Genomic DNA, 24299 nt, shown 5'->3' on the forward strand with positions numbered 1-24299 from the left:
ATGCCAAGAAAAGAACCAGATATCCTGAACATAGCTGATGCGTTTAGCGAAACAGACAAGCGTACAGGCGAAGTTGTTACTCTGACGCCCAACAGTAATAACACCGTGCAGCCGGTCGCGTTAATGCGACTCGGCTTGTTTGTTCCAACGCTGAAATCCACAGCGCGCAGTCAGAAAAACCAGATGAATGCGATGGATGTGACTCAGGATCTGAAACAGTTATCCCTGGTCAGATCGGAAGGGTATGACAACATCAAGATTTTGGGTGCCCGACTGGATATGGATAATGATTTTAAGACCTGGGTTGGGATCATTCGCGCATTCGCCACGCATGAGTGTCTGGGAGACACGGTAACGCTCTCGTTCGTAGAATTTGCAAAACTCTGCGGCATACCTTCTGCGCGCCTCTCATCGAAGCTCAGGAGCCGTCTGGACGCTTCGCTGACGCGGATTGCGTCTAACACCCTGACTTTTACCAGCAAGGGCGGAGAGAACTACACAACGCATCTGGTGCAGTCCGCCAAATACAGCGTTAAAAAGGACACGGTGACCTTACAGGCCGATCCTAAGATCTTTGAGCTTTATCAGTTCGACAGAAAGGTTCTGCTGCAGCTTAAGGCTATTAATGAGCTGGCACGCAAAGAGTCCGCTCAGGCACTTTATACGTTTATTGAAAGCCTTCCGCCCAAACCTGCGCCAATATCTATGGCGCGCCTGCGTGCACGGCTCAACCTTACGTCGCGCGTGATCACCCAGAATGCGACGGTCAGAAAGGCGATGGAGCAGCTAAAAGAGATTGGTTATCTCGACTATACCGAGACCCGCCGCGGCTCTTCTGTGTACTTCTGGGTCCATTATCGTCATCCCAAGCTGCGCCCTGCCGAACTGCCGCTCAGTAAGGCAGGCTTGATCGATGATGAGATGGACGAGTTTGACGATCTGGACAGCGACTCCACTATGATTGATGTCAATTTGCCCGAACCGGTGAGTGAGGATGATAGCAGTGAGCTTGTCATGGTATCGCGTGAGGAAAAAGAGTTACTTAATAAAATCAGGAAACAGAAAAACCGTTAGTTACCTGTTCACCACACCGCTCATGGCTGATGGATCCTGCTAACCACTATAGCGAGTAAGATTACTCGCTATAGTGGTTAATCTTTTCCCGACGGAGCATCAACATTCTGAATCGCCTGCCTGAAAAACATCCTGCTATTTGCTCTGGTTTTCCATTGCGCCTCTCTGATCAGGAGGGTGCATTAAGCTTCGCAAAAGATCGACTTCCTGCAGTAGTTAGCCAGTTCGTCCCGCGGTATCTCTGCAAACGTTGCGTTAACGCTTTAGCGTGTCAGCACTCGCTATAGTGGTTAGTCTGGTCTGGTTAACAGCATGCGGATTTACCTCCCGACGCCATATGTCGTGTTTCGCTGGCGATATTCAGCTCTTCGGCCTTACTCGCTACAGTGGTTATGGCCATTCTGAAATGACCATCTCATCTTTGTTTACCTCATTCTGCCCATAAGATTTACACGCTATAGTGGTTTTCTGATGATTTATTGGCTAATACGTTCAGATAATGATCAGATGACAGACCTGGCTGTTACAACATTCTCGCTACAGTGGTTATTTTTTGGGATAGAAGGGAGGAGATCACTCGCTATAGTGGTTAGCGGTATCGTTTTATACTGTTTGTTACTAATATTCAGTAATTTAAAGTGAGTGCTTACTATCATTATATGTCTCTCACCGTATCATGAGGATAAAAAACCAGCGCGACAGGAGAGATCAGGCAGGCACTCGCTACAGTGGTTGCGTTACAGGATGAGCAGAATGGTTTCGCTAACAAAACAAAGTTATTTTACTGAATAACAGCATAGAGCAGGGCAGGGCTATGACTCTGTTCCTGCTACATGCACATCTTCACACGACCTTTTTACTCGCTATAGTGGTTACCCCGCAGGTGAATCGTGCGAGGTGCCCTGCTAAGCACGGATATTTTCAGGCTCCTCTGTCTGAATGACTTACTCGATATAGTGGTTATCCTCTTAGGAGAGAGGTGAGCAGGCACTCGCTACAGTGGTTATCTTTGCGCTTATTCTCTGCGCGAGTTAGTTATCGTTATGATTCGGATGATTATTGCGCAACTTACTGGCTACAGTGGTTAACAGTAACGCTTCTGGCGCACGTTTACTCGCTATAGTGGATATTTTTCACATTCCCTGGCCGGATAGCGCAGTTCGGTCTCCGATTTACTTCCTATAGTGGTTAACCTGTCAGAGTTACTCGCTATAGTGGTTATCCGGAAATGCATGCCGGATACGCGTCATCAGCTCATTCAAAAGTGTCAGTATGGCGTTCAGAATGATTGCAAAAGAAGTGCTGAATGCGTGGATAAATACGGGGACGCAGGGCATGGCTGTCAATGACACCTGTTCCTGAGGGCTGGCAGGGCCATAAATGAAGAAAGCGGCCGCTCGCTGGCGCACCGCTTTAGGATTATTAGGACTGCGTACGTTACATGGCCTCGCGATATTCCGGCCAGGCGACAGCTTGCGCCTCATATCGGCCCGCAGCGGCGAACAGCGTACCCTGGAAATTGATTACACCTGCTGCTTCCAGCCACATCCACTCTTCTGCCTGTACGATCCCTGCCGCGATGACGGTGATCTCCAGCGCTGAGCAGCACTTGATGATCGCCTGCACAACCGCCTGCTTTGGCCCACTGCGATGAACGTCGCGGGTAATACCGGCATCAATACGGATACGGTCGGGCTGAATATGAGTCAGCAATGATAATCCTGCGGAGCCGTCTCCAAAATTGTCGATAGACAGGCTGATCCCGAACGCTTTCAGTGCGCGTACGGCTTCAGAGAACGCGTCCAGTTGTGAAATCACGCCGGTTTCACTCACACCAATAACGACCTGCTCCGGTACCAGCCCCGCCTGCTGAATTGCTGCCACAATGTGCTCGACGGCGTCGGGTATGACAACCAGCGTCATTGGCAGCAGACTCACGTAGAGCGTCATACCATCGGGACAAACCAGACCAGCCTGGGAAAAGGTTTTCTTCACGGTTTCCAGGTCGTCAACATAAAGCCTGTCGCCGGAAATTTCATCGGTAAGCGCCGGACGAAGGGTAACAGCTTCAATGGCGGTCACCTGACGCGCCAGCGGATCGACCACCGGACGGAAGCTCACGCCTTCTGTCTCCGGGCGGGAGTCCGGCACATGAGTGTGCTCTGAAATAAACTCCCAGTAACCTGGCGGAAGAACCTCGTAGTAGTTTTCTTTCTCACGTGACTCTACAAAAGTACGCAGGAATTGCAGTGCCCGATCATCATAGGTCAGGCGATATTTAGACGTACCTTTGTCCAGCACCGCCTGTAGCAGTGATGAGCGATCGTGTTCGCGCAGGTCAAACAGCGACATGCCCGCATTACCAAAACGTCGGGAAGGCGCATAGTCACGCATCAGTTCGACGACATTATGATGCCGCCGATCGGCACAGATTCGCTGATAAACTGCCTGAATGCCCGCTTCAGGACCTTCGAGTAACTGGAAGAAATGGGTGCCGTTGAATAACAGGATACCGGTTACATCGTGCGTGCTGTTGATTTTGCTGGCGTTATCGACCATCTCCGGAAGGGTTCTGACCGGAAAGTCATCTGAAATATGGCTGCGATAGATTATGGTAGTTAGCATGTGCAGCTCCGTTTTACGTAATTGTTGCGGACACGCTAACACTGATCAAAAAATGTTTCATCTATACTTGATTGCTGTCGCACGGACTGCAACAGAGCAGGTGGCACTAAGCGAAACGGCAAATCGGCAGATCTGCATTCAGTTAACGTAACCGTAATGACGCTGCTGGATCTGTGCCGATGAAATCATGTCATTGCATCATAAATAAGGCAGCCATCGGGGCGGCCTTGTGGTTCTCGCGGAAACGTAATCATCGGCTCAGCAGTGACATAAGCGTAATGTTCAACACAGGCATCGATGATTTTTTAGCGCGCAGGTTTAATGGCACTCACCACGCAGTTTCCAGTGAAGCCAGTGATCCAGCGCTTCTTCGTTTAATGGCTTCGAATAGAAATAGCCCTGGGCCTGATCGCAGCCATATTCTGTCAGGGATGTCACGGCGTCAGGACACTCAACGCCCTCTGCCACCACCGTATAGTCCAGCTCTTTGAGCATGGCGATGATGCTACGGGCAATAATGCGTGAAGCCGTATCTGAAGAGAGCTCACTGATCAGAGAGCGATCCAGCTTGATAACATCCAGCGGCATACGACGCAGATAGCTGATATTGCTGTAGCCTGTGCCAAAATCATCGAGTGAAATCGTGAATCCCCGTTCTCTGAGCATCTCCAGTCCGCGAAGAGCGGTGGGGCTTTCAAGGATGCGCTCTGTCTCCAGACATTCGATGCCCAGCAGCGAGGTCGGAAGCTTAGACTTCAGCATTTTGCTTTCCAGCGCGGAAGCAAATCCCTCGCATGCAAAATCGCGCACGCTGACGTTTATGGTTAATGGCAATTGAATACAGTTATTACGCAGTCGTCTGAGACGTTCAACGGCCTGGTCGATAATCCAGGCGGTCAGCACCGAGAGCAGATCGGTCTGCTCGGCCAGCGGAATAAAGGCAGCCGGTGAAAGTTCCCCTCTGCTGGGATGTCGCCAGCGGATGAGCGCTTCCAGGCCCACCGGTTTACCACTCTGCAGGCAAATTTTAGGCTGATAGACCATATAGAGCCCGATGTTATCGCGCAGAGCTGTTTTCAGATCGGTCATCAGCAGGAAATCTTCTGAGCGCTGTGTCTCCGCCTCAATATCAAAACGCTGAGAAGGCAGCCCGCGCCCGACCGCTTCATTCAGCGCGCTCACCGCGCGGCGCAACACTTCCGACGCTGACATGCTGCCGGCAACAAAGCCGGCCTCACCGGTATGAGGCGTCAGTGCAACTGACAGCCCCTCATCCATGTCTGCACTGATACCCTCCAGGCGATCGGCGACCCAGGCTGCACTTAGCCGGCTATCGGCACGAGTCAGAATGGCAAACCGCCCTGTGGCCACAGTGTAGATCATTTCACCTACCGCCGGACGCAGGCGCAGCGGCAGCAGGGTAGCCATATCCTTCAGCAGGCTTTCAACCGGATTCATTCCCATGGTGCGGGCCAGTTCATAAGCACGTGACATGTCGATGCAATCAATCAGCACCAGACGGCGTGGCGTGGTGTCGCCGGCCACAGCCAGATATTGCAAATCACGTATCAGGCGCTGGCGATTAGGCAATCCGGTCACCGGATCGCAAAAACCAGCCGAATGCCAGGCTTCAAGAAAGGACATGACCAGTGTGGAGAGCAGCGTTAATGTCGTCACCTGCTCAACGGCAAATGCATGCGGCTCGGTGTCGGTAACACAGAGCGTGCCCAGAATAATGCCGTCGCGGGTTTTCAGGGGCACACCGGCATAAAAACGAATAAAAGGTGAGCCAGTGATCAGCGGATGCGTGACAAAGCGCGCATCGTGATAGGTATCCGGCACGATCACTGCGCTGTCGCTGTCTACCACATGACGGCAGAGTGAATCCCCACGCGTCGAGCGTTGCAGATCAAAGTTATGTGACGCGCGTACGGTCTGGAATTCGTCATCCAGCACCGAGATAAAGCTTCCCGGGATACCCAGGGCCTGACTGGCTAACCGGACAAATTTTCGCAGAACGTCATCGCGACTTTCGTCAGGGTTGCGCAGTGCCTGCAAAGCACGACTTCGGCGCTCATTGTCGCCGTCTAGATTCTTGAGCATGTGTGTGTAACCTCCGCACCGGCTGATTACGGAGCGAAAAAAGAAAACTGTCCGGAGCGAAATCTGATTCGGGCGGCAGGAAATATAGCGTATTTTTTATTGTCAGCCTGATAATAAGGGAGTATGCGGCGGGTGTCTCTTAATATTTTCTTTAACGCATAAAGGGAATATTAACGATTCGAAAATTTAATCGAAGCGGTGTCTGATTATTTACCTTTTATATTTTCAGCCAGCCACTTCAGCACGTTTAAGCTTCATTTACGGGCAGAAAATCAACAAGCATTCAGGATGGTTAATATTATTTCTAAGTCGGTTTTCATGGGAAACAGCCCAGATGACGGAGGCAGGATCGTTATGCACAGGCTACTCTGCGGGATAACCTCTTCAAACACAACGTAAAAGCCGGGAAGGAACCCAGACCGGCAGAGGTGACCTGTCAGCGTGCTCCCGGCTGATGCAGGCCAATCCACCGTAATGCCGGCGTTAACACAGCGTTTCTGACAGCAATCAGCTTAACGTTTGATGCCATTCAGAGATTGAGCCGGGCGACGTGGGGGTGGGTTCTGTTCCAGCCAGTCACGAACCTGTTCGGTTCGTGCGCCGCTTTCACGGATCGCGCGTGTCAGTCTTTCCTGGGTTGTCCTCAGCTCCTGAGTCCAGTAGGTGATTTGCCACTGTTCACGAATTTCCACATGCGACAGATCGTCGGGTGAGCGACGCTGGATGGGATTTTTCATTCATTATCCTCCTCTGGTTTCAATGATGCAGCCTGAACAGGGACCTCAGGCTAAACATCCATCCTGATGAAGAAAGGGGCATTGAGGTAGCGGATTAATCCCTGAATGGTCCTTAAGTCAAATAACAGGATAATTCCTGGCGGAAGAAATAAAGCATTCTAAGGAAATAGGAAAAGCGCTGTCAGGACGAAATATGCCGTTTCGCTTACAGAAAAATTTCGCTTAATTGTTGATTCTGAAATTTGACATTTAAGCAAAATAGTCAATTATTCTCTGGTCTTTTCGCTCTGAGCGCTTTCGGGTCGCTTCGCTTTAATTGCTGGCGAAGCGCTGTGCTTTAGCGGTTTTTATCATGTTTAAGGAGTCTTTGTTTGGTTAATCGTCCCCCCAAGCCGCCTGTGGTTGTCCAGAGTAATGTGCGTGAACTTCGTCTTGCCGCTGGCCTCTCACAGCAGAGCGCCGCTGAGCGTTTTGACCTGAGCCTGAGAGTCTGGCAAACCAAAGAAGCTGCAGGTAATCCGACGCTACTTAGCCAGGGCGAATATGAACTACTGTTGTTACTGGCGGGTTGTCATCCCCATTTTGTTCTTGCGCCTCAGAGCAAAAAGTAACGGCTCAGTTAATATCCTTAAATTTGTGTCTGTGATAACAGGCCGTACCGTCACGTAAAAAAATACTATTTAGCCACTTGAAAGCTGACAACCGATCCCTATTTTAACGGTGATCGGAAATATGATACCGGTCAGATGAACTTTTGGATGAACCTGTTCAGGAGATTATCACCATGTCAGTGCAACAGTTTTCTGTTTTCCCTTCGCTGGCTGATTCTGTCTTTTCAGACCGTTTTAGCCGTATCGATAAATTGTTCAGCCAGCTGACTGGCGACAATCCGGTGACGTCAGTTCCCGCTTATGATCTGCAGCGGGTTGAGGATAACCGTTACGCGCTGACCGTCAGCGTACCCGGCTGGAAAGAGCATGAGCTGGAAATAGAACTGCGTGGCGGACGGCTTTCCGTAGCAGGTCACCGGAATGATGCATCAGAGGAATCGTCTGGCGAGACCCGGCAGGAGAACAGCAGCTGGATCCATCGCGGCATTTCCCGGCATGATTTCCAGATGAGCTTTACTATTCCGGAGCACATGAAGGTGACCGGCGCCAGTCTGGCGGACGGTTTACTCAGCATTGATTTGATCCAGGAGATACCGGAGAGCGAGAAACCGCGCCGCATCCCGATTGCAATCGGCGGACCACGAACGCTGGAACATCAGTAATGTGAACAGGGCGGAAGCGGCTCAGGCTGTTTCCGCCTTTTTTAACTGCCGGCAGGGCAGAAGATCAACCGCGTCAGGCGCTGGCAGACATCGGGCAAACGGATGAGTGCACGCCAGTATTTGTTCCGGTCAGCATAATGGGCGCACCCGCCTCAAGACGGGAGTGAAATGCCGCCTTCATCGATACACTGATACCATCGCCACACCACATCAGATGATGCTCAAAACGGCGATGCGCCACGGCGGGAACACCGCGTGTGGCCGCGGCGACTTCAACCCGAAAGCCCTGTCCGTTGAGCCGTATCGCTTCCATCCAGATCTCGGTTTCATCCGTCACGCTGACCGCTTCAAGAAACAGCGGTATGGTGTTGCGTCGCCGTGCGGCCAGCGACAGGCTCTCCCACTGGCGGATTACGGCAGTATGAAAGCGCTGCTGACGCTGGGCTGCTCCTTTACTGAGGTCAGAACGCAGCCAGAGGTTGAGCGGCCGCAGATAGCGGTTAACATAATCATCGCCACAGTAGTCGGTATTCATCATCTGTAGTTCACGTTCAACATCTGCGTCCGGATTGTTCGCCAGCAGTTGCAACATATCCTCTTCCCGGCAGGCCCAGCCGCCAGGCAGCGTGACGTTGGGACAGTTAAGGGCAGCATGGATATCAAACAGCGTATGGCCTCCTGATGTCATTTCACGAACGCAGAGGGCGCGCGTAAGCTGCTGATCTGAGTAGCCAGCAGGGCCAGGCGGTGTGAGCAGCCCGGCACGGCGCCAGCGACGCAGAGTTTCAGGAAGAACACCGACGAGACCACATACGGTGTCGGTAGAGTGCTGAGGCATAGTTGATATCCGTGAAGCGTAACGCCCCCCGATCGGGGAAGATGGCCGCAGTATGCACGCCAGAAATAAATAAAGAAACAATCATTTCCATAATCTATGCCCGCGACTGGTGCGGAGATGGCGTGGAGTAAACGCACATACGGAGAAGAGCGCTGATGGGCAGGTGCCGGGCGCAGAGACGCCCGGCGATGAAGAACGCTTTACCAGTGGTACTTGTTGGAATCTTCCCACTCTTTCACTTCTTTTTCGGCACGGTCTTTCTCGTAGCCGTAGCGTTCCTGAATTTTACCGACCAGCTGATCGCGCTTCCCTTCTACAACGGTCATATCATCATCCGTAAGATCACCCCATTTTTCCTTGACCTTACCTTTGAACTGCTTCCAGTTACCGCCAATGCGATCTTCGTTCATGGTGAATCTCCCAATTCCGGTTGTTATCCAGGGACCTGATGAATATCTGTCTTGCCAGAAGGCTGTCAGATGAATTAAGCATGGCACAGCTTTTGCTTTTTGCAGCGAAGCGGTGTGAGCCGCTTCAAACTATGAGCAAAAGCGCAGGCAGGGGAATATTTTGCCGGTAAAATTACGGACGTCGTGCAGGCCAGCTCACGGCAGGCAGGGCATTAAGGGCAGGGCGGGCAAACAGAAAGCCCTGGTAATAGCGGACCCCGGCACCTTCCAGCCAGAGCCACTCTTCCATTTTCTCGACGCCTTCCGCAATGACCGTGATTTCCAGCGCATGGCAGCATTTAAGGATGGCCAGCACAATCGCCTGACGCGGGCCGCTACGGTGAATATCGGTAATGAGCTTGCGATCGATCTTAACTTTGTCGGGCTGGAAATCGGCCAGCAGCGACAGGCCTGCGAAACCGGCACCAAAATCATCAAGGGCCAGGCTGATTCCGGCTGCTTTCAGCTGCCGTACAGCAAACTGAAAGGCATCGAAGCGGGAGATGACCTCATCTTCAGTCACCTCAACCACCACCTGCTCAGGGCGCAATCCCTGTTGCCTGATCTGCTGAATGAGATGGTCAACCGCATCGTCGATCACGACCAGCGACATGGGAAGCAGGTTGACGGAAAGGGTCTGCTCCCGCAAGCCGAGATGTCTGGCCAGCTGAAACGCGTAGGTTTTGGAATGGAGATCCGCCTGGTAACGCTCGCCTTCCGGCAGCTGTAAAAAGTAGTCTGCGGGGGATGCGCCCTGAAGACCGCGTATCAGGGCTTCGCAGGAGACAATCCGGCGATTCGCTACGTCTACGATAGGCTGAAGCGCGAATTCACAGCGCTGATCCGGTGCAGGCTGCAGAGGTGGCTGGGCACTGACGGCAAGGGGCGTAGTCAGTGTCCACTCGCTGGCAGGGGCAATCCCGATAAACGTCTCTTTGTCCCTACCCTCGACAAAAGAACGCAGGAACTTCACTACCCGGTCATGTCTGATTCGCTCATCAGTCAGGGTGACCCGTTTAAGCAGGGCTTCCACGACCGTATGTTTCTGATAGTCACGTAAATCAAATAAGGCCATGCCGGCATGACCAAAGCGACGCGCAGGGGCGTAATCTCGCATCAGTTCAATCAGATTAAAATGCCGATCATCCTGGCTGATACGCTGGAAAACCGTATGGACGTTCTCAACGCTCCCTTCAAGCACCTGAAAAAAGTGCAGCCCGTCATAGAGCAGTATCCCGGTGACTTCAGCTTCAGCGTTTTTGATACTGGCGCGCTCCACCAGCGCTTTGAGCTTCTCTGGCGAGACCAAACCCGCAAGCTGGCTACGGTAAATCAGGGTGGAGAGCATAAGCAGCCTCATATGGCAGGAAGTTACTGATTAACCATATCACAGAAATATTGAGGGTTAAGGGCAAACTGCGGCCAATATATCGTTCTGCTTGCGGCATCAAACGGGCATAGGGCAGGGCAGCACATCAGGAATTAAGCGTACGCATGTCCGATGGTGTTTCAATAATAAACCGGCGAATAAGCAGAGATAAAAGAATAGCCCCCGCAAAAGCGGGGGCGAAGAGCGGACATAGCATATTATTATCACGCAACGACATCCCTGGTGAGGCGCCGGTCATTCGGTTTGTGCCTGATTATTGCGCGCTTTATGTTCTCCTTACCATGCTGAACTGGCGGAATTATTAAGCGGGTAAAATCAGTTTCTCTGATATGTCAGAAAATTGTCCTGATATTCAATCAACTGGTTTAGGCTTTTGATAACATCAGGGCAACCATTAAATTACCAGATTACAAATTCTCCTTTTTCCAGTCACATTCTTGACGTCTTCTGCAGGTTTAACCGGTACGCGTAAACATTACCGTTCTGCAGATTTACTCCGTGTCGACATCGGCGGTATCGGAAAAAGTGCCCCCTTTCGAAGGGGGCAAGGGTAGGAGTCAGATCACTCTGAAACAGAAGTGGATTTCGTTGCAGAGCCATTTAAAGATAGGGCAAAACCGCTGTTATTTCCGCTGCGGTTACTATTTTTTTAGTTAGATATCAAATAATTAAAATGCTTACAATGTAAAATAATGAGTATGATCAATCATTTAATCAGGTATGAAAACGATTACTAAGATTAGGATTAAAGTCCTGATCTGCCTGCGGCTACGGCTACAAATGGCCATAATTCAGGCATCGTGCACCAATGTGAGAGCAAACTTGACCGCCTGACGGATTAATTATACTGTTCATGCATACAGCATTATTTCAAACAGAAGCCATTGTGGAGTCAATGTGATGTCACAGGATGATGAGATTTGGTATGCATTCAGAGAGGCGATTAGACAGGATGATGCCGGTCAGTTTACCGTCAGCACCCAGGATTTTGTGGCGGAGCTGCAGCAGCGCAACGCACCTCATACACTGCGAGCCGCAAATACCTGGATAGAGATGCATATCACGACCTTCAGTGATATCTCTGTTGAGCCTGGAGAGTGCCGGCTGTTTCAGATGCCTGCGGCGCACGATTAATACGCGCCGCAGAACTGAAAATAACACGATAGTGCAGGCATCTCAGCCACTCTGCTCTGTCAGATGCTGACTGAATAGCTTCAGAGCCTGGACGAATGACGACGCCTATCCGGCCGATCCTGGAAGTTAGGATTTGCAGGATAGCTCTTGTCGCAGGCCATACGTGCCAGGTTGAGCGCAACTTTACGTTTTTTAAGCTTTAACTTTGGCAGCCACTCTTTGAACTGTGCCGTCAGCGACGCTGCCTGCTGTTCAGTTGCGACGCGACAGATAAACAGCTTGCTCTTCGTCTGGCGGCTGACATCAATGGCGTAGATTTCAAAGCCAACACTGCACTCTTCATATTCAACATCCGTAAACTGCATGTGTGGCCAAAGACCGGTTCTGGTTTCAAATGTGGCTAAATCCATGAGAACTACCTTTTTTATTGTAAGCGTTATTGCTGCGCGACAGGCTTAAGCCTGGTCGGGCCAGTGAGCATAGACCAGAATCAGCATTCCGCCAGTGAATTCCCTGATTTAATCTGGCCCTGACACAAATGGTTAAAAACTCAGAGTGGTAGCCCAGCGTATATCCCGCCATGTTTACACGTATCAGTTAATCTGATGTCACGCCCACACTTCGAATTTTCGTCCCCGGTAACGCCTGCTATTCGCAACACTGATGTTGCAGGATCTGTAGCCCTCTGCCATGGTGTTAACGTGCCTCTCAACAACCATTATCGTCAGCGATCCTGTTGAATTAGCAGGCTAATCATCAGATTCCAACGGACAGCATCTGAAGCCTGATCCTGACCATCGGATTGTGTAAGCAGGCTGGCAAAACTTTACGTTGGGATACGTTGTTAAAGGGGAAAGATGAAATGGATTATTAACTGAGAACGTCGGGAGATAGTTCACTCTGTTACAGATGCAAGGAAAAATAAAAAAATATATCCTCCATGATTGATTAAAGCCCCGCAGACCAAAGCCGATAAAAATAATCCAGTTCAAACCAGGATCACATTTATTTTCTCTCCAGGGGACGTTTATGACTATTACGCAGCGTCTGGTATTGATTTTCTCACTGCTTGCAATGTCACTGATTGCGCTGGTGATTATTTCCTTATCAGTGATTTCGGGCTTTCAATCCCGTTTTGAATATGTACAGATGAACGCGATACCCAGCATTCGTGACCTTAATAAATCGATTAGTGTCACCAATCAGTTAGGGATCGCTCTCTATCGATACCAGAGCATTACCGATGCGACCAAATTTCCTGCGGCAGAGGAACGTATTGAAAATCTGCTTCAGCAGGTTAAGTCATTGAATGATTATTATATGGCTAACGACATCTCAAACGATGAAGATAAAGCCATGACCGAGCAGGCTTATAAAAATCTGGATGATGTACGCAGCGCATTGCCAGCTTTTCTTGCCGCGTCACGCGCTCAGAATGATGCTGTTACGCTTCCGTTACTGCAGAGTGATAATGGAGTAGGTGCTGCAGCCCGTAAAATGGAAGCAGATTTTACCCGCCAGATTCAGCTGAATATTGATATTGGCGAACAGCTCAGGGTTGAGAACAAGCGCATTTATACACAGACGCTGTGGATGATGTCTGGCGGTTCGCTGCTGCTTGTTCTGCTGCTGGCCGGTTTCTCCGCTAAGGTGATCCTCGGCATTAAAAGGAGCCTGTCAGGCATCGTCAACACCATGACGCAGGTGAGCCATACGCTTGACCTGACCCATACCGCTGAAGTCAGCCGTAAAGATGAGATCGGCAAAACGGCGATGGCGTTTAACCAGTTGCTGTCACGCGTTTCCGGCACGCTGCTTTCGGTCAGTCACGCCGCACAGTCGGTCAGTGCCGGATCCACGCAAATTGCTGCAGGTAACGAAGATCTTTCCGCGCGTACTGAAGAGCAGGCGGCATCTCTTGAGCAGACAGCAGCCAGCATGGCGACCCTGAGCGAAACGGTTCGTCAGAACTCAGAAGGCGCGCATCAGGCCAGCAGCCTGGCGAATAACGCCAATCACATGTCGATCCAGAATGGCACGTCAGTGAAGCAGATGCTCAACACCATGGATGAAATCCGCGCCAGCTCCGCCAAAATTTCTGAAATCACCGGGCTGATTGAAGGCATCGCCTTCCAGACCAATATCCTGGCACTGAATGCGGCAGTCGAAGCAGCACGTGCAGGTGAACATGGTCGCGGCTTTGCTGTGGTCGCGTCTGAAGTGCGTAATCTGGCGCAGCGCTCCTCGTCTGCCGCACGTGAAATCAAAGACCTTATCTCAACGTCGGTTTCACAGGTTGAACACGGTTTAGAGCAGGCCAGCGGCGTGGGATCAAACAGTGAAAATGTCCGTCAGGCGATTCAGCAGGTAGCCGATCTGGTCAACGAAATTGCCGCGGCGACGTCTGAGCAGAGCAAGGGCATTGAGCAGGTTCATCAGGCGATTGGCCAGATGGATGAGGTGACGCAACAGAACGCCTCGCTGGTAGAAGAGGCTTCATCCGCCTCTAAATCCCTGCAGGAGCAGGCAGAGACGCTGTCAGGGCTGGTGGCGACCTTTACGCTGGAGAGTAACCAGCGTGTGGCGTCGTCGCAACAGCCCGCTGGTGTACGTCGTCCAGGATTGCCGGCGAAGCAGCCTGAGCGCCACACTATCGACCTGACTCAGGCGAACTGGGAAAGTTTCTGATAGCTGAGCAGTAAAATGATAGCCTCCATACTGTGGGGGCTTTTTTATATCCTTAATTAGCTAAATGAAACAGTGCTAAGCAAAATAAACTTTTAATGAAATCGATTTCATTATTAAAATAACCTGCTGGGATTAACTCTTTCGAGTGAGGTGAGACTATATCGATATTCAGGGGGGAATGTCTCGCCAGGGTTAATAGGATAATGAAAGTTAATTCGATACAGTGCGGATGACTGTTATCGGCGACAATAACATTAACTTGAGTTTCTTTATTTTCATAACGTTGATGCTGAAGTCAGGCTTACGACTAAAAAGGCAGGTATGTGTATTGTTATTTTATGTTATTGATATTTATAGCTATTTATAGATTTGGCTTAGGTGAATGTTGCAGTAAATATCGTCATTTTATTCACTGTAAAGTAACGTATCACAATCTATACTCCTTTCTGTTGCGATATACATTTCTGATATTTTATACGAAACCCCTTCCTTTATAGCAATATTGTGCTGAATGAGGCGCCTCTGGCTATGCAAAAGGAAGGGTAAAAATAATATTACACGAGCAATTTTGTGCACTACTCACCAGCACGCCTCACACATCAGAGCGGAAAAGAATGAAAAAAATACTCGACCGGATTAATTTGCCAGCAAAATTCCTGTTACTGGGCTCCTTTGCACTGGTGTTGTTTATTTTACCTACCTTTCTGTTTATTCAGACAGGTAATCAGCTTATCGATACCAAGAATGTAGAGCTATCTGGCATACCGGTTGAGAAAAAAGTCCTGAAACTCCTTAACCTGTTACAGCGTCATCGTGCAGAGAGCGCTATCGCCATCTCCCTTAACAAGCCTGATAACGCACCACGTCTGGCGCTGGTCTCGCAAATCAATACGTTATCCGGAACGATTGCTGACGATCTGCGCAAGGATGACGAGCAGGCACAACCGCTGAAATCGCTGCAGCGGGTTAATCAGGAGTGGGGTCAGCTGCAGGATGATATCAACGCTGGCAAACTCACGCTGGCAACCAGCCTGACGCGTCACGCCCATCTGATTCAGGTCTTACTGGACACCAATCAGGATGTGCTGGATTTTTATCAGCTTTCGCTGGATGCAGATTTAAATACCTACCAGCTGATCGTCAGCATCTATAGTCGCCTGCCGCTGCTGACTGAAACTCTGGGTCAGATCCGAGCCAATGGTACGTCGCTGATTGCCAGTGGAAATATTTCTGAGGCCGATCGCAGTCGTCTGGCATTCCAGCTTGATAATGGCAGAACCGCGCTGGCACAGTTCAGCAAAAATATGGACAAGGTATTCTTCATTGAGCCGGATCTGAAAACCACGTTCTCTGGTCTGGCAGAGGATGCGAATCAGCAGGCACAAGGCGCACTGCAACTGGCTGATAGTATATTTGTGAGCGGGCACGCCAGTGTGGCGCCGGTTGAATATGTACGGGTGTTTACTCAGGCGATTAACCGCTATGCGGAGCTGGGCGAGCAAACCAGTACCCGCCTGCAACAGCTGATGGAAGTACAGATTGATAAAAGGCGTCAGGCGCAGTATCTGCTGCTGGCAGGTCTGCTGGCCGTCGCTCTGCTGGCCATTTTGGTGGCGGTGATGATCACCCGCTCGGTGACCCGTCCGGTCAAAGAAGCGGTCGAAGTGGCCAGTCGCGTCGCGGCAGGCGATCTGACAGCACAGCTGACGATTTCCGGTAGTAATGAAATGGCTGAACTGCTGAATGCGTTAATGCGGATGCAGCAGCGTCTTGCCCAGCTGGTTTCGGATATCAAAGGTAACGCCGCCACCATTGCTAACTCTTCGGAAGAGATTGCCCGTGGCAATGGCGACCTTTCGTCTCGCACCGAACAGCAGGCGGCTTCATTGGCTGAAACAGCGGCCAGCATGGAACAGCTGGCATCAATTATTCAGCAGAATGCGGATAACACCCGCTTTGCCTCTGATCGCGCAGAATCAGCGACGCAGGCGGCACTGTTAAGCGGCGCGGCGATGGATTCCGTGATGCAGACCATGCACAAAATCCGCGGCAGTTCGGGTCAGATTGAAGAGATCACCTCTGTGATCGACAGCATTGCCTTCCAGACCAATATTCTGGCACTGAACGCCGCGGTTGAAGCGGCGCGCGCTGGCGAGCAGGGCAAAGGTTTTGCGGTTGTCGCATCCGAAGTGCGTGCGCTGGCACAACGCTCCGCCAGTGCAGCAAAAGAGATCAAGAGCCTGATTGAGCAGTCGGTCGGTCATGCGCAGGAAGGGATTGCGATGGCGCAGAACGCAGGCGACAAAGTGAAGCAGAGCGTCAGTGCTATTGAACAGACCTCTCAGCTGATGCGTGATATCTCTTCTTCATCTGAGGAGCAGAGCAGTGGTATTTCTCAGGTCAATATTGCAGTGAACCAGATGGATCAGGTGACGCAGCAGAACGCCGTGCTGGTAGAAGAATCGGCCTCCTCTGCTGATGAGCTTGCCGCACGCGCAGGCCAGTTGCGTACTATGGTTGCGGTGTTCCAGACGGCATAATAGTGTTAAAGCAGCCGCCACCTGTGGGCGGCTGTTTTTTCTCAACGCCTGCTACGCCTGATGATCCCGCAGACAGGCCAGATAGGTCTCTCCCGATCGAATCACTTTCTCTTTCGCCTGCTCACGAATATCCTGACCTTCAAACGCGCCATAAAGCTCCCCGAATGTCACGTCATCAAGCCGATGCAGAATGTCGCCTACTGTGGCGGCTGACAGTGGCAGCATATTCGGGTAGCTCCACATAAATGACACGCCATGCGCACCCGGCGTGACCTGCATGATATCCCCCGCCAGCATTACGCCTCCGCCCTCGTCCCAGTGCAGCACGCTGCCACCAGGAAAGTGGCCGCCCAGCCGTAACAGTGTCACCGATGGCATCAGCGCCAGGGATTCACCCTCCCAGAACCGGATATGCGGGCTATCCCGGACAATCCATTGCCGATCGCGGGCGTGCAGATGCAGGGGCGCGTTAAACGCCTCTGCCCACTCCTGCATGGTGGTGTAATAGTGCGGATGTGAAATCGCGATAGCATCAATGCCGCCCAGCGCCGTGATCAGCGTAAAAGTGGCGTCATCGAGGTTAGCAATACAGTCCCAGAGCACGTTGCCGTGTGGCGTACGCAGCAGAAAGGCACGCTGATTAATGGCAAATTCAGGCACGGTTTTAAGGCTTAACAGCGCATCGCTGTGGGCCGTCCACTTATTCGCGTGGCTGGCGCGCAGCGCGTCAAACGCGATCCAGCCCTGACCCGTGGCAGGAACGTACTGACGTTCATCCTCGCAGATTTTGCAATGCTGATGAGAAGACTGGGGCGGATAAGCGGTGCCGCAGGCGGTACATAACATCGTCATGGTGATCTCCTTTGTCTTACTCAAGCTTATGCACACCTGCAAAAACCGCACTTTCCTGACGCAGTTTCGTCACACGATCACCGCTGGCGGCGTAAAGTAATCCGCGTCAGTTCCGATGGACGGCCCAGTCTGACCGCCATGCCGGGCCAGAGTGCCGTGCCGTTATTCACATAGAGCTGCATTCCGCCAACCTGATAAAGCCCGGACACAAATCCGGCATTGGGTTTAGCAAACAGCCGGTCCAGTCCGATAATCAGACCGCCATGCGTATGTCCTGAAAGCTGCACATCCACGCCCTGCGCCGCGTTCTGGCGGGCATTGCGCGGCTGATGATCCAGCAGGATCACCGGTGCGTTTTCAGGTGCCTGTGCCAGCGCGCGGGCCAGATCGGGGCCGGTCGCATTTCTGCCGGGTGCGGAGGCGTCTGGCAGGCCGGCAATCACCAGCTTTGCGGTTCCGCGCTGAATAACGGTGTGGCTGTTGAGCAGCGGCTGCAGCCCTAGTGAGGCCAGATGTGCTGTCCAGATTGCCTGATGGAAGAAATATTCGTGGTTCCCGGTAATCGCCCATACGCCATCAGGGGCGGTCAGCGCGCGCAGTGGTGCGACGTCATGACGCCTGTGTTCCAGGCTGCCATCGATCACATCGCCCGTTATCACAATCAGATCGGCGTTAAGAGACATCGCTCGCTGAACCATCGCGGCGGTCCAGGCCGCATTAAACAACCGGGTGATATGCAGGTCGGTCAGCTGCAGCAGCTGATAGCCCTCGAACTCAGCCGGAAGATTGGGCAGGACCAGCGTCACTTCTTTGACCGGCGGCACCCGAATCGCCTGCTGCACCCCAACAGCAGCCAGCACCATCGCCAGCACCGCAGCCAGATAGCGAACACCAGGCACCAGCTCCAGCGGATGCCACAACAGCAGCGCGATCAGCATGACTGCATCCATCAGCATCTGCAGCAGCGCCAGCAGCAGCACGGTGCTGTACGCCCAGTTAAACAGGATGATGATAATGCGGGGCATTTCTGCCGAGAAAATGCCGCCTGACGTAAAGCGGCTTACCAGCAGATATTGTGAGGCCAGCAGCACCAGTGCTGAGAGCAGGACCTTGATGGCCAGTGGCAGGGATAAGGGAATGATTACGCGCGCAATAACATACCAGCTGGGTAAGCTGAAAATCAGGTGAAACATGGCAGTCTTCCGGTAGGGCGCTAAACGTCAGCGCAGGCAAATATGAGACAATCGTTTATAGAACTGTTTTTCGCACATCAGTGTATACGATGCTGCCGTTCGGGTTACTTCGCGCGGGGTGCTTTACCGGTGATAAAAGAAGCTGAGGGCCGAAAATGTAAAAACAGCGTGACCGGAACACTGGCCACGCTGACAACATTCACTGTCTGGCAGGTCAGACTAGCGAAGCATACCTGAGGTGGTGTGCGTCTCGTCGGTTACTCGCGTCATAGCGATCGGAATACTTTTATAGGCGGGAATGCCGCTTTTCGTATCGTGGCTGTCGAGCGGAACCATCACATTGGCTTCCGGGTAGTAAGCGCCGACTGAACCTGGTGCCATATCAATAATCACGATGGTCAGGTTTTTCATCTGACGCGAGGTGGGATTACCCTCCGGATCCAGTGCCATAAGATCGACACGGTCACCCACCCGCAGTCCTCGTTTCTCTGCCTCTTCGGCATTGATAAACAGCACATCGCGGCGGCCTGTCACGCCCCGATAGCGGTCATTTAGTCCGTACAGCGTGGTGTTGTACTGGTCGTGACTGCGCAGGGTGGTGAGGACCAGATCATGGCATTTCAGCGAGCGGGGATCTTCGTTAATGCCCTGCATCACTTTAAACTGCGCACGACCGGAAGGCGTGAGCCAGACCCGTTCTGATGCGGCGTTATGGAGCCTGAAACCTCCCGGATGCTTAATCCGCTCGTTAAAGTTTTCGAACGCCGGGAACACCGCTTCAATGGCATCACGGATGCGGCTGTAATCGGCGACCATGGCTGACCAGTCAACCACGCTGTCTGGCAGGGTTGCCTTAGCCAGTGAGGCGACCAGCGCGGGTTCAGATTTAAGATGAGGTGAAGCCGGGTTCAGCGAACCGCGCGAGGCATGTACCATCGACATGGAATCTTCAACGGTTACGCTCTGCGCGCCGGTAGCCTGAACATCGGTCTCAGTCCGGCCCAGCACCGGCAGCAGATAGTTGTGCCTGCCGAGTAACAGGTGTGAGCGGTTGAGTTTGGTGGCCATATGCACGACCAGATCTAAATTACGCATGGCCGGGAACGTCACCTGGGGATCGGAGATTGCTTCTGCCAGGTTACCCCCCAGACAGAGCAGCGCTTTAGCTTTGCCATCGCGCATGGCCTTTATCGCCTCCACTGCGCCATGACCATGCTTTTGCGGCGGCCTGAAACCAAACACCTTCTCAATACCATCCAGTAGCGACTGCGGCGGAATCTCAGTGATGCCTACAGTGCGGTCGCCCTGCACATTGGAGTGTCCACGTAACGGACAGATACCTGCGCCCGGCTTACCGATATTGCCGCGCATCAGCAGCAGGTTGGCGATTTGCTGCACGTTCTGGGTGCCATACTGGTGCTGGGTAATCCCCATGCCATAACAGATGATGGTCCGTTCGGCGCTGGCATACAGCCGGGCGATATGCTGGATCTCCTCGCGCGCCATGCCAGAGACTTTCAGGATATGCTCCCAGTCGGTGCTCTCCAGGTCGGCCTTGAGGGCATCAAAACCTTCTGTGTGCTCCCTGATAAATGCGTCATCAATGACGCCGGGTTTGCCCTGGCTCAATGCCTCCTCGTGCATAGTGAGCAGGATCTTCATCACGCCTTTGAGCATTGCCGCGTCGCCGCCAACCCGCACTTTGTAATAGGTCGACGCCAGCTCAGTAGAGCTCATTGACAGCATTTCAATCGGACTTTGCGGCGAGGTAAAGCGTTCCAGCCCGCGCTCACGCAGTGGGTTTATCGCCACGATAGTGGCCCCGCGTTTAGAGACTTCACGCAGCGTGCCGAGCATGCGCGGATGGTTGGTGCCAGGGTTATGACCGATACAGAGCACCAGATCGCAGTGGTCAAAATCCTCCAGCTCTACCGTACCTTTACCAACGCCAATCGACTCTGGTAGCCCGACGCTGGTCGGTTCGTGGCACATGTTTGAACAGTCAGGGAAGTTGTTGGTGCCATATTCGCGGGCGAACAGCTGCCACAGGAACGCCGCTTCATTGGAGGCGCGGCCCGACGTATAGAACTCCACGCTATCGGGATCGTCATAGCTGCGCAGATGCTCACCAATCTCCTGGAACGCCGTTTCCCACTCAATGGGCTGATAGGTGTCGGTAGTGGCATCGTACTTCATGGGATGGGTCAGCCGTCCTTCTCCCTCCAGATGCAGTGCGCTGCGCTCCCACAATTCAGTCACGGTATGCGCAGCAAAAAAGTCTGGCGTGGTGCGCTTGCTGGTGGCTTCCCACGAGACGGCTTTCGCCCCGTTTTCGCAGAATTCAAAAGATGAGGCGTGTTGCGGGTCTGGCCAGGCACAGCCCGGACAGTCAAAGCCCTGCGGCTGGTTGACTTTAAACAGGGCAATCACATCCTGCTTTACTGACATCTGGCCGCGGATAGCATCGGCAACCGCCTTTAGTGCGCCCCAACCACCGGCAGCACCCCCATAAGGGGCGATGCCATTTGTGCGATTTTGCTCTTTCATAATGCTCCACATTGTCTCTATTGTTATCGGCTAAGCCTGGTACATAAAAAGGAACAGCAACGTGGATTGTGGCTATTATTCAGCAAAATTTTTTCTCAAAATGTTTCGGCAGGGATCCTGCGCTCTGTTTTTCTGGTATGAAATAAGAGGGAGGGTCAGGTAATAATAAACGAGACGGTACTGCGTTATCATCAGGGTAATTTATCAGAGACTGAAAGGTTACTATGACTGGTAATAAAACGATGGCAGGTAAATGGTTGTTATAGAAGGCTGATAATCTGATAGCGAGCCTGAAGTGTTTAATTTCTTAGGGGGAAAGTCATTACGGTTAATATTTCTACCTGTACACTAAAGCGGAAAAAATATTCACAACGGCAGTGTTGGTGTAACGGGATCCGGGCACAGGAAAATATAACAGATCGTTATTACCGCACAAATTAACAACCCGCTCTGGTATTTAAAGTATCGTTCTGCAGGTATCTGTTCACATCATGAGACAGCACCGTTGCCGGGCGTTGTTGGCCGATCAGGAGAGGTCTGTACGATCGCCTCGTGTTGTCGGATGAGAAATCACAATAAACTCCACTGGCGCATCGCTGTTATTTCTGGCCTGGTGTTTAGCGTGTGGCGGAATTTCGATTCCCTGTTGCGCACTGATATCATGCACTTCGCCCTCCAGCTCCATCGACAGTACGCCCTGAAGAACAAAGAAAAACTGCCGGGAGGAAGCATGATAGTGTCTTTTCTCACGGGTGGCGGGCGGCATTTTTTCATGAATGACTAACATATCTTTGCGGTTTATCAGATACCAGCCATCGCACCCGTCTCCCCAGACATAATGTTCTGCATTCTCTTTTGAAATCATCGTCCTGCGCCCTGATTGTTGTTGTAAGGATTCAAACCCCGGCTAACTATACAAGGCCAGGTTGTTGACGCTCAAATTTTAATGTTGGTAATAACCTCAATGGATTTTTGGCTGTGGTGGTAACCTAATCGATCATGACCCGCCAATGGCGTGTCATAGATTGAGCGGTGCACGCCTGACAGCCTGTAACGGAGGATGAGATATGCACTGGTTTAATCAGGACAGATTTGACGTTCGCCTTGAGTGGGGGACAGCAGCAGTCCGTTACGCGGCAAAGAATGTGGAGTGTATCGTGATCGTCGATGTGATGTCTTTCTCCACCTGTGTCAGCATAGCGGTCGATAATGGCGCACAGGTTTATCCTTACCCCTGGAAGGAGGCATCTGCCATCGGTTTTGCAAACAACATCGGCGCACGGCTCGCCAGCTTCGACAGGTTATCTGACAGGGACGGTTTTAGTCTCTCGCCTGCGTCGATCAGGAAAATAGCAGAGGGCGAGAAACTGGTACTGCCGTCTCCCAATGGATCAGCGATTTCATTCCTGGCCCGGGATGTGGATACGGACGTCACCGTATTCAGCGGTTGCTTCAGGAACCTCTCGCAGACTGCAATGGCCTGCCGGGACTTTAAACGCATTCTGATTATCCCCTGTGGGGAGCGCTGGCCCGATGGCACGCTTCGGCCGGCCATAGAGGACTATGCTGCAGCCGGTGGCATTATTGCGGCAATCGGGCATGACCGTTGCTCCCCGGAAGCAGCAGGTGCGGTTGCCGCCTGGCAGCAGCTGAATCTATTATCTCTTCGCGAATGCGCTTCAGCGCTGGAACTTCAACAGCGCGGATTTCAGGAGGATGTCGATCTCTGTCTGGATCTGGATAGCGCGCAGTGGGCCTGTCAGTTGCAGGGTGATTTTTATGCGGCAGGTTCGTAACGAGGCTGAGCCTGTCAGCGCATTGTTGTCCTGACAGGCTCAAAAATTAAGCGGTTACTTCTTCTTATTCAGCATCGACTTCAGATCGGCAAAGGGATTGTAGGTCGCCTCACCAACATCTTTTTGTGCATCCTCGCCTGCGACCACGCGGGTGCCATACTGGTCAGCTTCGGTGTACTTCGAGTGCTCATGGTCGTGACAATAGAGACACAACAACTCCCAGTTGCTGCCATCTTCCGGATTATTGGTGTGGTCATGATCAATATGGTGAACCGTCAGCTCGCGCAGATTTGAATAAACAAATTCGCGTGAGCAGCGCCCACACACCCACGGATAGATTTTAAGTGCTTTCTCACGGTAGCCGCTTTCCAGCCGCGAATAGTTTTTAGGGATCAGAGCCATGGCATTGATTACCTGTTTTGCAGAGGTGTTCACGATAGTGCAGACACTATATCCCACAACGGAACCAGAGGAAAAATCATCCTGTTACGCGGGAAGGCGGGCTGACAAGCTCAAAGCGATAACCGGCAGCTACCCGCTACTAAAAACTTAACCTGTTGCCAGCGCTAGCCCTGCCTATCAGCAGGATAACGCCAGAAACATGAAGATTTACCGCTTTGCTTAAAATTCCGCGCTAAATGTAATGCCGGATGCCATAAACTGCCCAGAAAATCGCGTTGGCTCCCAGATAAATCCAGCACCCCCAGTAGGCAATGGGTTCGCGTCGGGTACGGAGTTTGGGCAGAAAGATCAGTAAATAGAGTGCAGAGGCGATAAGCGAAACGAAGTAGAAAAATTTCATTGTTCTCTCCTGATTGATATCCTTTTTTCAGGATAGTCAGGGATGACTATTTTGCTCAGTTCATCATCAGATTCGTTCTACACCGATGTTTTTAGCAATCACACCGGATATGACCCGATCAGGCCGCTACAAAATAAACTGGCGGCACCGCGTCGCGATCAGCCCGGTTGAGGAAAAGATCATGTCAGGATGTTTAACCGGATGTGACAACCTATAATCAACGCAGTTTGTTGACCTGCAGGAATGCAGGTTTTACTC

General features: G+C 51.9%; 21 protein-coding genes. 8 read left to right on the forward strand and 13 right to left on the reverse strand.

The genetic code is table 11. From position 1 onward, the window contains the following. Nucleotides 1-1074, forward strand: coding sequence for a RepB family plasmid replication initiator protein (locus K6R05_RS19555; RefSeq protein WP_222925685.1), 1074 nt, complete (start codon nucleotides 1-3; stop codon nucleotides 1072-1074). 1437 nt (nucleotides 1075-2511) lie between these two features. Here K6R05_RS19555 and K6R05_RS19560 read toward each other — a convergent pair. From K6R05_RS19560 to K6R05_RS19570, 3 genes are all read right to left on the reverse strand, one after another. Continuing rightward, entirely contained in the window at nucleotides 2512-3699 is a 1188-nt protein-coding gene (locus K6R05_RS19560) for a diguanylate phosphodiesterase (protein WP_222925686.1), read from the reverse strand. Between the two features lie 318 nt (nucleotides 3700-4017). Next, nucleotides 4018-5802, reverse strand: coding sequence for a putative bifunctional diguanylate cyclase/phosphodiesterase (locus tag K6R05_RS19565; protein WP_161736649.1), 1785 nt, complete (start codon nucleotides 5800-5802; stop codon nucleotides 4018-4020). 512 nt (nucleotides 5803-6314) lie between these two features. After that, entirely contained in the window at nucleotides 6315-6539 is a 225-nt protein-coding gene (locus tag K6R05_RS19570) for a DUF3606 domain-containing protein (protein ID WP_013356498.1), read from the reverse strand. Nucleotides 6540-6910: 371 nt separating this feature from the next. Between K6R05_RS19570 and K6R05_RS19575 the strand changes: the two genes are divergently transcribed. Then, on the forward strand, nucleotides 6911-7150 hold the full coding sequence (locus tag K6R05_RS19575) for a transcriptional regulator (protein WP_161736648.1): 240 nt from the start codon (nucleotides 6911-6913) through the stop codon (nucleotides 7148-7150). Nucleotides 7151-7323: 173 nt separating this feature from the next. Then, entirely contained in the window at nucleotides 7324-7812 is a 489-nt protein-coding gene (locus K6R05_RS19580) for an Hsp20 family protein (protein ID WP_222925687.1), read from the forward strand. Between the two features lie 73 nt (nucleotides 7813-7885). On the opposite strand, the gene K6R05_RS19585 is transcribed toward K6R05_RS19580, so the two are convergent. From K6R05_RS19585 to K6R05_RS19595, 3 genes are all read right to left on the reverse strand, one after another. Beyond that, a complete protein-coding gene (locus K6R05_RS19585) occupies nucleotides 7886-8650 on the reverse strand; it encodes a MerR family transcriptional regulator (RefSeq protein ID WP_161736646.1) in 765 nt (254 codons plus the stop codon). Between the two features lie 200 nt (nucleotides 8651-8850). Continuing rightward, nucleotides 8851-9060: a CsbD family protein gene (locus tag K6R05_RS19590; RefSeq protein ID WP_010256969.1), complete on the reverse strand. Its 210-nt coding sequence runs from the start codon at nucleotides 9058-9060 to the stop codon at nucleotides 8851-8853. A gap of 172 nt (nucleotides 9061-9232) precedes the next feature. Beyond that, nucleotides 9233-10447, reverse strand: coding sequence for a diguanylate phosphodiesterase (locus K6R05_RS19595; RefSeq protein ID WP_222925688.1), 1215 nt, complete (start codon nucleotides 10445-10447; stop codon nucleotides 9233-9235). A 942-nt stretch (nucleotides 10448-11389) separates the two neighbouring features. Between K6R05_RS19595 and K6R05_RS19600 the strand changes: the two genes are divergently transcribed. Beyond that, nucleotides 11390-11623 (forward strand): DNA polymerase V subunit, encoded by a 234-nt coding sequence (locus tag K6R05_RS19600; protein WP_161736644.1) that lies wholly within the window; start codon nucleotides 11390-11392, stop codon nucleotides 11621-11623. An 80-nt stretch (nucleotides 11624-11703) separates the two neighbouring features. Here K6R05_RS19600 and K6R05_RS19605 read toward each other — a convergent pair whose 3' ends face one another. Continuing rightward, entirely contained in the window at nucleotides 11704-12033 is a 330-nt protein-coding gene (locus K6R05_RS19605) for a hypothetical protein (protein WP_222925689.1), read from the reverse strand. A gap of 619 nt (nucleotides 12034-12652) precedes the next feature. On the opposite strand from K6R05_RS19605, the gene K6R05_RS19610 reads away from it, so the two are divergent. Both K6R05_RS19610 and K6R05_RS19615 read left to right on the forward strand, forming a co-directional pair. Then, on the forward strand, nucleotides 12653-14311 hold the full coding sequence (locus K6R05_RS19610) for a methyl-accepting chemotaxis protein (RefSeq protein ID WP_161736642.1): 1659 nt from the start codon (nucleotides 12653-12655) through the stop codon (nucleotides 14309-14311). 614 nt (nucleotides 14312-14925) lie between these two features. After that, on the forward strand, nucleotides 14926-16851 hold the full coding sequence (locus K6R05_RS19615; RefSeq protein ID WP_222925690.1) for a methyl-accepting chemotaxis protein: 1926 nt from the start codon (nucleotides 14926-14928) through the stop codon (nucleotides 16849-16851). Nucleotides 16852-16902: 51 nt separating this feature from the next. Here K6R05_RS19615 and K6R05_RS19620 read toward each other — a convergent pair whose 3' ends face one another. The 4 genes from K6R05_RS19620 to K6R05_RS19635 all read right to left on the reverse strand — a co-directional run bounded on the left by K6R05_RS19620 (nucleotide 16903) and on the right by K6R05_RS19635 (nucleotide 22308). Beyond that, the gene (locus tag K6R05_RS19620) at nucleotides 16903-17703 is read right to left on the reverse strand and encodes an MBL fold metallo-hydrolase (RefSeq protein WP_161736677.1); all 801 of its coding nucleotides are present in this window, start codon (nucleotides 17701-17703) and stop codon (nucleotides 16903-16905) included. A gap of 77 nt (nucleotides 17704-17780) precedes the next feature. After that, a complete protein-coding gene (locus tag K6R05_RS19625) occupies nucleotides 17781-18896 on the reverse strand; it encodes a metallophosphoesterase (protein ID WP_222925691.1) in 1116 nt (371 codons plus the stop codon). A 219-nt stretch (nucleotides 18897-19115) separates the two neighbouring features. After that, nucleotides 19116-21443 carry an FdhF/YdeP family oxidoreductase gene (locus K6R05_RS19630; RefSeq protein WP_161736675.1) on the reverse strand — a complete coding sequence of 776 codons (2328 nt, stop codon included), beginning with the start codon at nucleotides 21441-21443 and terminating at the stop codon, nucleotides 19116-19118. 526 nt (nucleotides 21444-21969) lie between these two features. Next, complete coding sequence (locus tag K6R05_RS19635; RefSeq protein WP_161736674.1) at nucleotides 21970-22308, reverse strand: cupin domain-containing protein; 339 nt, start codon at nucleotides 22306-22308, stop codon at nucleotides 21970-21972. Nucleotides 22309-22510: 202 nt separating this feature from the next. On the opposite strand from K6R05_RS19635, the gene K6R05_RS19640 reads away from it, so the two are divergent. Beyond that, entirely contained in the window at nucleotides 22511-23239 is a 729-nt protein-coding gene (locus K6R05_RS19640) for a 2-phosphosulfolactate phosphatase (RefSeq protein WP_222925692.1), read from the forward strand. A 54-nt stretch (nucleotides 23240-23293) separates the two neighbouring features. Here K6R05_RS19640 and yajD read toward each other — a convergent pair whose 3' ends face one another. Continuing rightward, nucleotides 23294-23641, reverse strand: coding sequence for an HNH nuclease YajD (yajD, locus tag K6R05_RS19645; protein WP_013356513.1), 348 nt, complete (start codon nucleotides 23639-23641; stop codon nucleotides 23294-23296). Nucleotides 23642-23873: 232 nt separating this feature from the next. Further along, nucleotides 23874-24041: a hypothetical protein gene (locus tag K6R05_RS19650; RefSeq protein WP_190285975.1), complete on the reverse strand. Its 168-nt coding sequence runs from the start codon at nucleotides 24039-24041 to the stop codon at nucleotides 23874-23876. Nucleotides 24042-24083: 42 nt separating this feature from the next. Between K6R05_RS19650 and K6R05_RS22215 the strand changes: the two genes are divergently transcribed. Continuing rightward, a complete protein-coding gene (locus tag K6R05_RS22215; RefSeq protein ID WP_262390934.1) occupies nucleotides 24084-24212 on the forward strand; it encodes a hypothetical protein in 129 nt (42 codons plus the stop codon). Nucleotides 24213-24299: the final 87 nt, after the last annotated feature.

The sequence above is a fragment of the Pantoea alfalfae genome (assembly GCF_019880205.1).
In the GTDB taxonomy this organism is placed as follows: domain Bacteria; phylum Pseudomonadota; class Gammaproteobacteria; order Enterobacterales; family Enterobacteriaceae; genus Pantoea; species Pantoea alfalfae.

What these genes read in the sequence shown, in the direction of transcription:
- K6R05_RS19555 (WP_222925685.1), top strand. Translation starts at nt 1, where the DNA reads ATGCCAAGAAAAGAACCAGATATCCTGAACATAGCTGATGCGTTTAGC.
- K6R05_RS19560 (WP_222925686.1), bottom strand. Translation starts at nt 3,699, where the DNA reads ATGCTAACTACCATAATCTATCGCAGCCATATTTCAGATGACTTTCCG.
- K6R05_RS19565 (WP_161736649.1), bottom strand. Translation starts at nt 5,802, where the DNA reads ATGCTCAAGAATCTAGACGGCGACAATGAGCGCCGAAGTCGTGCTTTG.
- K6R05_RS19570 (WP_013356498.1), bottom strand. Translation starts at nt 6,539, where the DNA reads ATGAAAAATCCCATCCAGCGTCGCTCACCCGACGATCTGTCGCATGTG.
- K6R05_RS19580 (WP_222925687.1), top strand. Translation starts at nt 7,324, where the DNA reads ATGTCAGTGCAACAGTTTTCTGTTTTCCCTTCGCTGGCTGATTCTGTC.
- K6R05_RS19585 (WP_161736646.1), bottom strand. Translation starts at nt 8,650, where the DNA reads ATGCCTCAGCACTCTACCGACACCGTATGTGGTCTCGTCGGTGTTCTT.
- K6R05_RS19590 (WP_010256969.1), bottom strand. Translation starts at nt 9,060, where the DNA reads ATGAACGAAGATCGCATTGGCGGTAACTGGAAGCAGTTCAAAGGTAAG.
- K6R05_RS19595 (WP_222925688.1), bottom strand. Translation starts at nt 10,447, where the DNA reads ATGCTCTCCACCCTGATTTACCGTAGCCAGCTTGCGGGTTTGGTCTCG.
- K6R05_RS19600 (WP_161736644.1), top strand. Translation starts at nt 11,390, where the DNA reads ATGTCACAGGATGATGAGATTTGGTATGCATTCAGAGAGGCGATTAGA.
- K6R05_RS19605 (WP_222925689.1), bottom strand. Translation starts at nt 12,033, where the DNA reads ATGGATTTAGCCACATTTGAAACCAGAACCGGTCTTTGGCCACACATG.
- K6R05_RS19610 (WP_161736642.1), top strand. Translation starts at nt 12,653, where the DNA reads ATGACTATTACGCAGCGTCTGGTATTGATTTTCTCACTGCTTGCAATG.
- K6R05_RS19615 (WP_222925690.1), top strand. Translation starts at nt 14,926, where the DNA reads ATGAAAAAAATACTCGACCGGATTAATTTGCCAGCAAAATTCCTGTTA.
- K6R05_RS19620 (WP_161736677.1), bottom strand. Translation starts at nt 17,703, where the DNA reads ATGACGATGTTATGTACCGCCTGCGGCACCGCTTATCCGCCCCAGTCT.
- K6R05_RS19625 (WP_222925691.1), bottom strand. Translation starts at nt 18,896, where the DNA reads ATGTTTCACCTGATTTTCAGCTTACCCAGCTGGTATGTTATTGCGCGC.
- K6R05_RS19630 (WP_161736675.1), bottom strand. Translation starts at nt 21,443, where the DNA reads ATGAAAGAGCAAAATCGCACAAATGGCATCGCCCCTTATGGGGGTGCT.
- K6R05_RS19635 (WP_161736674.1), bottom strand. Translation starts at nt 22,308, where the DNA reads ATGATTTCAAAAGAGAATGCAGAACATTATGTCTGGGGAGACGGGTGC.
- K6R05_RS19640 (WP_222925692.1), top strand. Translation starts at nt 22,511, where the DNA reads ATGCACTGGTTTAATCAGGACAGATTTGACGTTCGCCTTGAGTGGGGG.
- yajD (WP_013356513.1), bottom strand. Translation starts at nt 23,641, where the DNA reads ATGGCTCTGATCCCTAAAAACTATTCGCGGCTGGAAAGCGGCTACCGT.
- K6R05_RS19650 (WP_190285975.1), bottom strand. Translation starts at nt 24,041, where the DNA reads ATGAAATTTTTCTACTTCGTTTCGCTTATCGCCTCTGCACTCTATTTA.
- K6R05_RS22215 (WP_262390934.1), top strand. Translation starts at nt 24,084, where the DNA reads ATGACTATTTTGCTCAGTTCATCATCAGATTCGTTCTACACCGATGTT.